The organism is Burkholderia sp. Ac-20345 (assembly GCF_017104825.1).
In the GTDB taxonomy this organism is placed as follows: Bacteria; Pseudomonadota; Gammaproteobacteria; order Burkholderiales; family Burkholderiaceae; genus Burkholderia; species Burkholderia lata_B.
Genome location: NZ_JAAGPO010000269.1, coordinates 1 through 11,147, shown reverse-complemented (window position 1 = coordinate 11,147; position 11,147 = coordinate 1). Strand labels below are relative to the sequence as shown.

Annotated in this window: 12 protein-coding genes and 1 pseudogene; 9 read left to right on the top strand and 4 right to left on the bottom strand. The window is 68.7% G+C overall.

The window, feature by feature from the left end; all coding sequences use genetic code 11:
- The 4 genes and pseudogenes from G3O06_RS43650 to G3O06_RS43635 all read left to right on the top strand — a co-directional run.
- Nucleotides 1–198, top strand: a pseudogene (locus G3O06_RS43650) (magnesium chelatase); the annotation flags it as partial.
- A gap of 61 nt (nucleotides 199–259) precedes the next feature.
- Nucleotides 260–712, top strand: coding sequence for a YaiI/YqxD family protein (locus tag G3O06_RS43645; protein WP_011351963.1), 453 nt, complete (start codon nucleotides 260–262; stop codon nucleotides 710–712).
- 171 nt (nucleotides 713–883) lie between these two features.
- Nucleotides 884–1,456 carry a DUF1993 domain-containing protein gene (locus tag G3O06_RS43640; protein WP_174996976.1) on the top strand — a complete coding sequence of 191 codons (573 nt, stop codon included), beginning with the start codon at nucleotides 884–886 and terminating at the stop codon, nucleotides 1,454–1,456.
- A 31-nt stretch (nucleotides 1,457–1,487) separates the two neighbouring features.
- Nucleotides 1,488–1,814: a low molecular weight protein tyrosine phosphatase family protein gene (locus G3O06_RS43635; RefSeq protein WP_205819792.1), complete on the top strand. Its 327-nt coding sequence runs from the start codon at nucleotides 1,488–1,490 to the stop codon at nucleotides 1,812–1,814.
- A gap of 21 nt (nucleotides 1,815–1,835) precedes the next feature.
- On the opposite strand, the gene G3O06_RS43630 is transcribed toward G3O06_RS43635, so the two are convergent.
- Both G3O06_RS43630 and G3O06_RS43625 read right to left on the bottom strand, forming a co-directional pair.
- Nucleotides 1,836–2,258 carry an NUDIX hydrolase gene (locus G3O06_RS43630; protein ID WP_043182812.1) on the bottom strand — a complete coding sequence of 141 codons (423 nt, stop codon included), beginning with the start codon at nucleotides 2,256–2,258 and terminating at the stop codon, nucleotides 1,836–1,838.
- A 150-nt stretch (nucleotides 2,259–2,408) separates the two neighbouring features.
- Entirely contained in the window at nucleotides 2,409–2,642 is a 234-nt protein-coding gene (locus tag G3O06_RS43625; protein ID WP_205819791.1) for a hypothetical protein, read from the bottom strand.
- A gap of 277 nt (nucleotides 2,643–2,919) precedes the next feature.
- Between G3O06_RS43625 and G3O06_RS43620 the strand changes: the two genes are divergently transcribed.
- From G3O06_RS43620 to G3O06_RS43605, 4 genes are all read left to right on the top strand, one after another.
- Nucleotides 2,920–4,086 (top strand): CoA transferase, encoded by a 1,167-nt coding sequence (locus tag G3O06_RS43620; protein ID WP_205819790.1) that lies wholly within the window; start codon nucleotides 2,920–2,922, stop codon nucleotides 4,084–4,086.
- A 123-nt stretch (nucleotides 4,087–4,209) separates the two neighbouring features.
- Nucleotides 4,210–5,511: a citrate:proton symporter gene (locus tag G3O06_RS43615; RefSeq protein WP_043182818.1), complete on the top strand. Its 1,302-nt coding sequence runs from the start codon at nucleotides 4,210–4,212 to the stop codon at nucleotides 5,509–5,511.
- Between the two features lie 130 nt (nucleotides 5,512–5,641).
- Nucleotides 5,642–6,808, top strand: a complete 1,167-nt coding sequence (locus tag G3O06_RS43610) for an acyl-CoA dehydrogenase family protein (RefSeq protein WP_174969113.1) — start codon at nucleotides 5,642–5,644, stop codon at nucleotides 6,806–6,808.
- A gap of 60 nt (nucleotides 6,809–6,868) precedes the next feature.
- Nucleotides 6,869–7,612, top strand: coding sequence for an IclR family transcriptional regulator (locus G3O06_RS43605; protein WP_205819789.1), 744 nt, complete (start codon nucleotides 6,869–6,871; stop codon nucleotides 7,610–7,612).
- A 116-nt stretch (nucleotides 7,613–7,728) separates the two neighbouring features.
- Here G3O06_RS43605 and G3O06_RS43600 read toward each other — a convergent pair whose 3' ends face one another.
- Both G3O06_RS43600 and G3O06_RS43595 read right to left on the bottom strand, forming a co-directional pair.
- A complete protein-coding gene (locus G3O06_RS43600; RefSeq protein ID WP_205819788.1) occupies nucleotides 7,729–9,084 on the bottom strand; it encodes a chitinase in 1,356 nt (451 codons plus the stop codon).
- 250 nt (nucleotides 9,085–9,334) lie between these two features.
- Nucleotides 9,335–10,237: a LysR substrate-binding domain-containing protein gene (locus G3O06_RS43595; RefSeq protein WP_205819787.1), complete on the bottom strand. Its 903-nt coding sequence runs from the start codon at nucleotides 10,235–10,237 to the stop codon at nucleotides 9,335–9,337.
- Nucleotides 10,238–10,331: 94 nt separating this feature from the next.
- On the opposite strand from G3O06_RS43595, the gene G3O06_RS43590 reads away from it, so the two are divergent.
- On the top strand, nucleotides 10,332–11,147 hold an 816-nt coding region (locus G3O06_RS43590), incomplete at its 3' end, for an MFS transporter (protein ID WP_205819786.1).

Here is an 11,147-nt window from a genome sequence, read left to right as displayed (position 1 = left end):
GGCAAGCAGCGCTGGCTGTGGGTGCTGTCCGACGGGCGCACGCGCGAGACGCCGGCGAAACCGGCGGCGGCCGATCACGTCGTGTTCGTCGATTTCGACGACGCGGCCGTGCGGATCGGGCAGGGCGCGCGGCTGGCCGACGCGTGGGGCGCGCAGTGGGTGACGGCCGACGCGCTGTGCACCGGCCGCGCCGGCTGATGGCGGGCCGGCGGTGCGCTATGATCGCCGCTTCTGCTTCAACCCATTGGAACAACCCGCCATGCAAGTACTGGTCGATGCCGACGCGTGTCCCGCCGTCATCAAGGACATGCTGTTTCGCGCCGCGCGTCGTGCCGAAATCTGCGTGACGCTGGTCGCGAACCAGTTTCTGCGCACGCCGCCGTCGCCGTTCATCAAGGCCGTGCAGGTACCGGCCGGCTTCGACGTGGCCGATGCGCGCATCGTCGAGCTGGTGGAAGCGGGCGACCTCGTGATCACCGCCGACATCCCGCTGGCCGCCGCCGTGCTCGACAAGGGCGCGCACGCGCTCGACCCGCGCGGCAACTGGTTCAGCCGCGAGAACATCGAGGAACGCCTGTCGACGCGCGCGATGATGGATCAGTTGCGCAGCGCGGGCATCGACACGGGCGGGCCGGCGCCGTTCAGCGCGCGCGACGGCAAGGCGTTTGCATCGCAGCTCGACCGGTTCCTGGCTCGGCACGGCAAGCCTTGAGGTAGCGTCGAGACGACCGCGTGCCGTGATCGTCCTGCGAGGGGCGACACGCGCACGCGCCATGCGCCACATCACCGAATCCGCATTAAATCGCGTTCATCGCCCATGCGGGGGTGCAGGTTCGTGCCGACGCTGCTATCGTGGCGCAAACCACAACACAGGAGCGCACGCGTGTCACCGACTCAACTTCTCGTTCCGACCTTCACCCAGATGCTGCGCGCGCAGTCCGCGTGGCTCGACAAGGCTGTCGCACATCGGCAGGCCGCAGGCGACGCGCCCGATGCGGCGATGTCGCTGAAGCTGGCGCCCGACATGTATCCGCTCGCGGCACAGGTGCGCTTCTCGTGCTTCCAGGCGATGGAGCCCGTCCACCGGCTGCGCGGCGAACCGTTGCCGGCTGCGCTGCTGTCATTGCGCGAGGCAGGATGGAATGCGGATGCGCAGCCCGGCTCGCTCGCCGACGCGCAGGCGATCATCGCCGGCACGCTCGCGTTTCTCGGTGAGCTGGCGCCGGATGCGCTCGATGGCGGTGCCACGCTGCCGATCGCGCTCGAAATGCCGAACGGGATCGCGTTCGACATGACGGGCGAACAGTACGCGCGCGACTGGGCGCTGCCGCAGTTCTACTTCCACGCGATCGCCGCTTACGCGATCCTGCGCCACCATGGCGTCGAACTCGGCAAGGCCGACTACGTGCCGCACATGCTCGCGTACGTTCGTCCGGGCACGATTCCGCAAGGGTGAGCAGGCAGGCACCCGGCCACCTCGAAGTGACATGACGCGGGCACTCTTTCTCTGCAGCCGCAACCGGCTGCGCAGCCCGACGGCCGAAGCGGTGTTCGCCGCGTGGCCGGGCGTCGAAACCGACTCGGCGGGCCTCGCGCCCGATGCGGACACGCGCGTGTCCGCCGAGCAGCTCGACTGGGCCGACGTCGTGTTCGTGATGGAGCGTGCGCACAAGGCGAGGCTGGCGGCGCAATTCGGGGCGCATCTGCGGCACAAGAAGATCGTGTGCCTCGACATTCCGGGCCGTTACACGACCATGCAGCCCGAACTCGTCACGCTGCTCGAACGCAAGGCCGGCCCGTTCCTGCACGCGTGACCGGCGCGGGCGCGATCGACGTCAGCGCAGCCGGCCGTTCGCGATCGCCGAAAAACAGTCGAGACGCAGCAGCTCGATGATCTTGCGCGTCGGCACGCTTGCACGAAGCGTGTCGAGCCGGTCGACGGTGAACCACTTGCAGCGGGCGATCTCGTTGCTCGCGCGCGGCGTCAGGTGCGCCGGCACGTCGGCCACGAACACGTGATGGAGCTTCGTCAGCCCGCCGAACTGCACCGCGTAGTCGAGTGCGAGCCCCTCCAGCCGCGTTTCCTCGGCGAGCTCCCGCAGTGCAGCATCGAGCGGTGTCTCGCCACGCCGGATCGTGCCGCCCGGCAGCGACCAGCGTGACGCGGTGCGGGCGACCAGCAGCACGCTGCTGCGCTGACGGCACACGATCGTGGCGCGTTCCTTGATGACGGCGAGAGTGTCCGGCCCGGTACTCATGTTCGGCAAAACAGGTGCTGAATCGTGGAGAAAATGCGCGTCGGCGGCGCGTTACCCGGCAGCGGGCCGCGACGGTGTACAGGCAGCCGCATCGATGTTACCGGCCGTTCGTGACAGTTCCGTGCACGGCGTCGCGAGACGAACGCCGGGTCACGCGTGCGTGTAGATCCCGCTGCGCGTCGGTTTCGCGTGGCGCGGCTGGCGGCGCTTGTGAACCGCGCGCCGATGATTGGGCGACGGCGGCGCCGCGTGCCGGTGCGCGGGCGCGGGCCGTGCGCCCGGCATCCCGGTCTGTCCTTCGCCGAAGTGGAACGTCTGGGTTTGCGCGTGTCCGACGCCCAGCGTCGACGCCAGCACGAAGGCCGCCAGCAGTATCCGTTTCATGAATAATCCGTCCGATTTTTTTGAGATGAAGATTGCCCGCCAGCTTAGCGAAAGGCTGGATGCCACCGCAACCGGCCCGTGTTCGGTGTCGCCCCCACTTGCGCACCACGGCGTCTTCCGCATGGCATTCAGGGTGTCGCCGGGGTTGACAACGTAATTCCTGAGTGTGAATATAAATTCACGCACAAGAATTATTCGCCGAATCCGGAAGGTCGCGCCGCAGGCGCCGGGCCGCCGGAACCGGCAGTCCGATCAACCGGAACCAGGAGCGGGACGCATGGCGGAACAGGAGCAGCAGGGCGCGCTGGCGGGATTGCGCATCATCGATCTGTCGCGGGTGCTGGGCGGCCCGTATGCAACGCAGATCCTGGCCGACCACGGCGCGGAGGTGATCAAGGTCGAACCGCCGTCCGGCGACGAGACGCGTACGTGGGGCCCGCCGTTCGACGGCGATACCGCGTCGTACTTCCTCGGCGTGAACCGCAACAAGCTCGGCATCGCGCTCGACCTGACGCAACCGGCCGACCGCGAGCGGTTGCTCGGCCTGCTCGAACACGCGGACGCCATCGTCGAGAATTTCAAGATCGGCACGATGGAGCGCTGGGGGCTCGGTTTCGACGCGCTGCATGCGCGGTTTCCGCGCCTCGTCCATTGCCGTGTGTCGGGCTTCGGCGCGGACGGTCCGCTCGGCGGGCTGCCCGGCTACGACGCGGCCGTGCAGGCACTCGCGGGGCTGATGAGCGTCAATGGCGAGGCCGGCGGTGCACCGCTGCGGGTCGGCGTGCCGATCGTCGATCTCGTCACCGGGCTGAACGCGGCGCTCGGCGTGCTGATGGCGCTGCGCGAGCGCGACGCGAGCGGCCGCGGCCAGTTCGTCGAATCGACGCTGTTCGACTGCGCGCTGTCGATCCTGCATCCGCATACGCCGAACTTCTTCCATTCGGGCAACGCGCCCGTGCGCACCGGCAACGCGCATCCGAACATCACGCCGTACGACAGCTTTCCGACGGCGAGCGTCGACATCTTTCTCGCGGTCGGCAACAACGGGCAGTTCGCGGCGCTGTGCGACGTGCTCGGCACGCGCGACTGGCTCGATGATCCGCGCTTTGCGGACAACCGCGCGCGCAGCGCGAATCGCGCCGCGCTGCGCACGCTGCTCGAAACGGCGCTGGCCGGACACGACGGCGCGGCACTCGCCGAGCAGTTGATGCGCCGCGGCGTGCCGTGTGCGCCGGTGCTCGGGCTCGATGCGGCGCTCGACCATCCGCATGTCGCGCATCGGCAGATGAAGGTCGAGCTGGGCCGGCATCGCGGCATCGCGTCACCGATCAAGCTCGGCCGCACGCCGGCCACGTACCGGCGGCCGCCGCCCGCGCTGAACGAACACGCGGCGCAGGTGTTCGCCGACGCCAACAACGGCGGCCACGACACGCACCGGAACTGACCGGCATCACGGCCGCCGGCCGTGCCGCGCGCCCGACGGCGCCGCACGGCCACGTGTGCCGCACGACCCTTCGAACACCCGCCGGGCCCCGCACGGGCGCACCGGCTGAAGAGGAGACGCATCATGCTTGCATGGATCGGCGCGATCGCCATCGTCGCGCTGTTCGGCCTGATCATCACGAAGCGGCTGTCGCCGCTCGTCGCACTGATCGTCGTGCCGGTGGCCGCATCGCTTGCGGCCGGTTTCGGGCTCGCGACCGGCAAGTTCATCGTGCACGGCGTACAGAACATCGGCCCGATCGCCGGGATGTTCGTTTTTGCGATTCTTTTTTTCGGAATCCTCACCGACGCCGGGATGCTCGACCCGATCATCGCGGGCGTGCTGCGCGTGATCGGCTGCCATCCGCCGCGCATCGTGATGGGCTCGGCGCTGCTCGCGCTGCTGATCCATCTCGACGGCTCGGGTGCCGTCACGTTTCTCGTCACGCTGCCCGCGATGATGCCGCTCTATACGCGGCTCGGGATGGATCGCCGCATCCTCGCGTGCGTCGCGTCGATGGCGGCCGGCGTCAATTTCCTGCCGTGGGTCGGGCCGATGCTGCGCGCGTCGGCGGCGTTGCACATTCCCGGCTCCGCGATCTTCATGCCGATGATTCCGGTGCAGATCGTCGGGCTCGTGTTCGTGTTCGGCACCGCATACGTGCTCGGCGTGCGCGAGGCGAAGCGGCTCGGGCTCGATCGTGCCGGTGCGGCGTCGCTCGCGATTGCGCCGCGTGCGCTGACCGACGCCGAACGCGCGTTGCGCCGGCCGGAGCGGTTCCGGATCAATCTCGCGCTGACGCTCGTCGTGCTCGTCACGCTCGTGTCGGGCATCGTCGACCCGATGGTGATGTTCATGCTCGGCACGGTCGCCGCGCTCGTGATCAATTACCCGGACGTGCAGGCCCAGCGCGAGCGGATCGACGCACATGCCAAGGCCGCGCTGATGATGGCGAGCGTGCTGCTCGCGGCCGGCGCGTTCACCGGCATCATGTCCGGCACCGGGATGCTGAAGGCGATGGCGGACGTGGTGGTCGCGCACGTGCCGGTCGAGCATGCGCGCCACATGCCGTTCGTGCTCGGGCTGCTGTCGATGCCGCTCAGCCTGCTGTTCGACCCCGATTCGTTCTACTTCGGCGTGCTGCCGGTGCTCGCGGAAAGCGCGAAGCTGCTGGGCGTGCCGCCGATCCAGATGGCGCAGGCCGCGCTGCTCGGCCAGATGACGACGGGCTTCCCGGTGAGCCCGCTCACGCCCGCGACGTTCCTGATCGTCGGCCTGACCGGCGTCGAACTCGCCGAGCATCAGAAATTCACGATTCCGTTCCTGTTCGCCGCCACCGTGCTGATGGTGTTCGCCGCGGTGATCGTGGGCGTGTTTCCGTTGTGAGCGGCCGAGACTGGCCGCTTCGTGCCGACGCGCCCGGCAAAGGGACGTCCTTCGGAGCGGAAACGTCGGCGCCGCCTGGCTTTTTCTTGAGAGCGGCGCGACCGCTCACCTTTTTCCGGGAGTGCATTCCATGCAGTTCGACCTGACCGATGACCAGCGCGCGATCGAAAGCGCGATCGAGAAAATCTGCGCGCGCTTCGGCGACGACTACTGGCTCGAACGCGATCGCGCGGGCGGGTTTCCGGCCGATTTCCACGCGGCGCTCGCGGAGGCCGGCTGGCTCGGCATCGCGATGGATCCGGCCCATGGCGGTGCCGGGCTCGGGATGACCGAGGCCGCGCTGATGATGCGCACGATCAGCGCATCGGGCGCCGGCCTGTCCGGCGCGTCGGCCGTCCACATGAACATCTTCGGGCTGAACCCCGTGCAGGTGTTCGGCAACGACGCGCAGAAGGCGCGCTTCCTGCCGCCGCTGATCGCCGGGCGCGACAAGGCGTGCTTCGCGGTGACGGAACCCGATGCGGGCCTCGACACCACGCACCTGACCACGCAGGCACGCCGCGACGGCGACCACTACGTGCTGAGCGGGCGCAAGATCTGGATCTCGACCGCACAGGTCGCGAACAAGATGCTGATCATCGCGCGCACGACGCCGCTCGACCAGGTCGCGAAGCCGACCGACGGGCTGAGCCTGTTCTATACCGATCTCGACCGCTCGTGCGTCGAGGTGCGCGAGATCGAGAAGATGGGCCGCAAGGCGGTCGATTCGAACATGCTGTTCATCGACAACCTGCGCGTGCCGGAAGGCGACCTGATCGGCAACGAAGGCGACGGCTTCCGCTACCTGCTGCACGGGTTGAATCCCGAACGGATCCTGATCGCCGCGGAGGCGATCGGGCTCGGGCAGGCCGCGCTGCGCCGCGCGACGCAGTATGCGTGCGAGCGCGTCGTGTTCGGCCGGCCGATCGGGCAGAACCAGTCGATCCAGCATCCGCTCGCGCAGGCGTGGATGCAGCTCGAGGCCGCGTGGCTGATGGTGATGAAGGCCGCGACGCGCTACGACGCGGGGCAGCCATGCGGCGCGGAGGCCAACGCCGCGAAATACCTCGGCGCGGAAGCCGCGTTCCAGGCCTGTCAGACGGCGGTCGCGACGCACGGCGGGATGGGCTACGCGAAGGAATACCATGTCGAGCGCTACCTGCGCGAGTGTATGATTCCGAGGCTCGCGCCCGTGAGTCCGCAACTGATCCTGTGCTACATCGCGGAGAAGGTGCTCGGGCTGCCGAAGTCGTACTGACCGTATCGACCCGGCGGCCGGCCCGGTGCGCGGTTTCCCGTTCCGATTCAAGCACTCGTCATGGACGTCAAACTCGTTGCCCGCACGCTCGACCTGTTCGAGCTGTTCGCCGCCGAACGGCGGCCGCTGCCGCTCACCGAACTCGCGCGCCTGCTCAATGTGCCGGCGTCGAGCTGCCTCGCGATGGCGCGCACGCTCGTGAGCCGCGGCTACCTGTACGAAGTGCGCAAGCGCGGCGGCTACTACCCGACGCGCCGCCTGCAGACGATCGCCGCCGCGATCGACGCGACCGATCCGGTCGTCGACATCGTCCATCCGCATCTCGTCGCGCTGCGCGACGCGAGCCGCGAGACGGCCGTGCTCGGCAAGATCCAGGGTGTGTCCGTCACGTACCTCGACGTCGTCGAATCCGAGCAGGCGATCCGCTATACACGTGCGTCGGGCGAGCTGCGCCCGCTGCATGCGAACTCGATCGGCAAGGCGATTTTCGCGGAGCTAGACTGCGACGCGCAGCAGGCGCTCGGCGCGCCGTTGCCGTTCGAGCGCTTCACCGACGCGACGGTGGCGGATCTCCCTGCGCTCGTCGCGCAAACCGCCCGGTTTCGCGAACGCGGCTGGGCCGAGAACTTCGGCGAGAGCGCGCCCGAGCTGTCGGCCATTGCGGTCGCGCTGACGCTCGACGGCGACTGGTACGGGCTGTCGGTGGTCGGGCCGACCGAGCGGATCCGCCAGCATCGCGATACGCATGCGGCGCTGCTCGTCGACGCGAAGGCACGGCTGCTGGCCGAGCACGCGCGCGGCTGACGGCGGGCGGGCAGGGTGCGCCAACCAGCGGGCCGTCCGCCGGCGATCCGGCATCGATCGCCGTGAACGGCCCCTGATGCGCAGGCCCGGGGCCTAGCGACGGCCGCTACGCCGCATCACGATTTCACCCACACACCGCCCGCACTCGGGTTGTCGCCCTGCGTCCACCATTTCGCGCAGTATTTCGCGCCCTGGTACATCACGCAGGTGCCGCCCGAATACGCGGTGGTTGCCGACCACGTGGCCGTGCCGCCGCCGACCGGCTTCCACACGGCGGCCTGGCCGGGCACGTCGCCCTGCGTCCACCATTGCGCCTGATACGTCGTGCCCTGGTAGGTGACCGTCGCGCCGGCCGTATAGACCTGGCCGGCCGCCCAGGGCGCGCCCGGCTGCGGCGTGCCGCCGTCCGAGCCGCCGCCGTAGTTCGGATCCTGCGTGACGCCCGCGCCCCACTTGCCGTCGAGCTGCTTGAAGATCGTCGCGAATGCGTACGGCTGCTGCGCGACGCCCGAGCAGGTCGGCGATGCAGACGTGCCGCCGGACGCGCACGCCTGATCGCGACCGACCGACCAGTTGCCGAAGAAGCCGTAGCCGTTGCTGACCGCCGCGTTCAGCACGCTCTGCGCATTCGCAAGCGTGAAGGTTTCGCCCTGCACGTCGTTTACGCCGATCATTGGCGTGACGCCGACCATCTGCCAGAGCTGGGCATTGGTCTTCGGCTGGCCGGCCGACTTGAAGGCCGTATCGAGTTGCGAGTACAGCGCCTGCGCGGCACTGATCGCGGCCGTGCCCATGTCGATGTTCGCGGGGCCGTAGTCCATCGCCATCACGTTCACCGCATCGAACACGGTCTTGTTCGAGATCGCCGCGTTGACGACGTTCAGGCCGTCCTGCGTAAGCCCGGTCGGCATCGTCGGCAGCGTCAGCGTGACGTGCAGCGGCTTGCCTTTCGCCGCATAGCTCGCCTGCAGCTGCGTGACCGCCTGGAAGTTGCGTGCGACCGCGGCCGTGTCCATCTGCGACGCGCCTTCGATGTCGAAGTCGAGGTGCGTGAGGCCGTACGTGTCGATCACGGTCTGGTATGCGCTCGCCAGCGCGGGGACCGTCGAGCAAGCCTGCATCAGCGGCGTGCCGTTCGCACCGCCGAACGACACGGCCACTTCGCCGCCTTTCGCGCGATAGCTCGCGATCGACGTCGACAGCGCGGTCAGCAGGCCGCCGCTCGCGCCGTTGCCGATCGGCTGCACGCCGCCCCACGACGGCACACAACCGTTGCCCGCGACCACGAACGCGAGCGTGAACTGCTGGATGCCTTGCCGGACGCCGATCTGGTCGACGAGCGGCGTCGGATAGAGCGTCACGTCGACATAGGGGGCATAGACGCCGGCGCCCTGGGACACGCTCGCCACTGCAAGAAGGCAACCCGCGGCGAATGCGCGCGGGATGAAACGCGGCAACACATTGTTGTTCATTGTGTTCTCCAAGTGGAAGAGGGATACGCTGGCCCGCGTATCGCCGCCGGTCGGGCGACCGGGCATTCCCGGCCGGCGGCGTGCCCATCTTGGAGGATTCGCGTCGAATAGTGAATAGTCAGGAGTTCTTTTTGTTATTTGATTCCCGATACGTAACGATCTTGCCGATTCCACACAGTTCCGGAATGTGTGACGCGGGCGATTTTCCCGATCGATCGCGTGAGGCTCGACGCGTGTCGTTCGCAATGCATCAGGCCGATGCCGGCTGCGCAAGCGAGCGTGCCAGTGCGACGAAGCGCTCGACGCACGCCGACGCGAACGGCTCGTTCCACGACACGATCTGCTCGACCGCGCGGGTGCCGGCGAGCGGCACGTAGACGACGCCCGGACGCTGCAGCGTGGCCGTGAAGCCCGGCACGATCGCGATGCCGCGCTCGGCGGCCACCAGCGACACGAGCGTCGTGATCTGTGCGGCGGTCGCGCCGATCCGCGGCGCGAATCCGGCTTGCGCGCACAGGTCGTCAAGTGCCGCGGTCAATGCCGAGCCGTAACCGGGCGGAAAGGTGACGAAGGTTGCGCTCGCAAGCTCCGCGACTTCGACGCTCGCACGGCCCGCGAGCGGATCGGCGGCCGGCACAGCCGCGACGAGAGGCTCGCGCGACACGACGAGCGACGCAACCGGCACACCAGGCGCACCGTCCCATGCCCAGCCGAAACCGATGTCCATCGTGCCGTCCGCGATCTGCTGGCGCTGGCTGGCGGTCGCCGCCTCGCGGAACGCGAGCTCGACGTCGGGCATCGTGCGGCTCGCGTGGCGGATGACGTCCGGGAACGTGTCGGACATCGGGATCGAACTCGCATAGCCGATCACGATCCGCCCGGCGATGCCTTGCGCGATCTTGCGCGCGCTCGCCTCGGCTTCGGCGGCTGCGCTGACGACGTTGCGCGCATGGTCGAGGAACGCGGCGCCTTCCGGCGTCAGCCGCACCGCGCGCGTCGAACGCTCGAACAGCCGCACGCCGAGCTCGCTTTCCAGCGCGGCGATATGGCGTGTCAGCGGTGGCTGCGCGACCCGCAGGCGCAACGCCGCGCGGCCGAAATGCAGTTCGTCGGCAACGACCACGAAATAGCGGAGGCGGCGCAGGTCGAGCATTGTTGTCGTTCCGGTATCAATGGCGGTGAAAACGGTATTGGCGTGCACGCGGCGCACTCGTCAGACTGTCGGCATCGACGACCAGGCAGCTCCGATGAACGACAGGACCACGCGCATCGCGTTCTTTCTCTGCGGCTTCGCCGCGTTTCTCAATCTGTATTCGACGCAGGGGATCCTGCACGAACTCGCGGCCACCTTCGGCGTCAGCGCGGAGCGCGCGGGGCAGGGCGTGAGCGCCACCACGACGGCCGTCGCCATTATCGCGCCGTTCGTCGGCGTGCTGGCCGCGCGCATCGAGCGGCGCGTCGCGATCTCGCTCGCGGCGATGGCCGTCGCGCTGCCGGTCGTGTGGTCCGCGCATGCGGGCAGTTTCGCGTCGTTTCTCGGCGCGCGCTTTGCCGCCGGCCTGGTCATGCCGTTCGTCTTCGCGCTGTCGATCGCCTATATCGCCGAGCGTTTCGATCGCGGCACGTCGGCCGAGATCAGCGCGCTGTTCGTCGCCGGCACGACGCTCGGCGGGTTCGCCGGCCGCTTCACGACCAACCTGATGACGTCGATGTGGGGCTGGCGACATGCGCTCGACGTCGTCGCGGCGCTGTGTCTCGTCACGGGCGTTGCGATCTACGCGAGCCTGCCGGCGTCCGGCGCGATCGCGCGTCGCGTCGAACACGATGCGGAAAGCGGTGCGGGGCCGTCTTGGCGCATCGTCACGCGCGGCCCGCTGCTGGCGTCGTTCGCGATCGGCGCGTGCGTGCTCGCGTCGCAGGTCGCGACGTTCACGTTCGTCGGCCTGCGCCTGGCCCGCGCGCCGTTCGGCTTCGGCACGGTCGGGATCGGCGCGATCTACGCGGTGTTTCTGGTGGCGGTGGTCGTGACCCCGCTGGCAGGGCGCCTCGCGCGGCATCGCGGC

What these genes read in the sequence shown, in the direction of transcription:
- G3O06_RS43600 (WP_205819788.1), bottom strand. Translation starts at nt 9,084, where the DNA reads ATGAACAACAATGTGTTGCCGCGTTTCATCCCGCGCGCATTCGCCGCG.
- G3O06_RS43595 (WP_205819787.1), bottom strand. Translation starts at nt 10,237, where the DNA reads ATGCTCGACCTGCGCCGCCTCCGCTATTTCGTGGTCGTTGCCGACGAA.
- G3O06_RS43610 (WP_174969113.1), top strand. Translation starts at nt 5,642, where the DNA reads ATGCAGTTCGACCTGACCGATGACCAGCGCGCGATCGAAAGCGCGATC.
- G3O06_RS43645 (WP_011351963.1), top strand. Translation starts at nt 260, where the DNA reads ATGCAAGTACTGGTCGATGCCGACGCGTGTCCCGCCGTCATCAAGGAC.
- G3O06_RS43625 (WP_205819791.1), bottom strand. Translation starts at nt 2,642, where the DNA reads ATGAAACGGATACTGCTGGCGGCCTTCGTGCTGGCGTCGACGCTGGGC.
- G3O06_RS43620 (WP_205819790.1), top strand. Translation starts at nt 2,920, where the DNA reads ATGGCGGAACAGGAGCAGCAGGGCGCGCTGGCGGGATTGCGCATCATC.
- G3O06_RS43635 (WP_205819792.1), top strand. Translation starts at nt 1,488, where the DNA reads ATGACGCGGGCACTCTTTCTCTGCAGCCGCAACCGGCTGCGCAGCCCG.
- G3O06_RS43615 (WP_043182818.1), top strand. Translation starts at nt 4,210, where the DNA reads ATGCTTGCATGGATCGGCGCGATCGCCATCGTCGCGCTGTTCGGCCTG.
- G3O06_RS43630 (WP_043182812.1), bottom strand. Translation starts at nt 2,258, where the DNA reads ATGAGTACCGGGCCGGACACTCTCGCCGTCATCAAGGAACGCGCCACG.
- G3O06_RS43605 (WP_205819789.1), top strand. Translation starts at nt 6,869, where the DNA reads ATGGACGTCAAACTCGTTGCCCGCACGCTCGACCTGTTCGAGCTGTTC.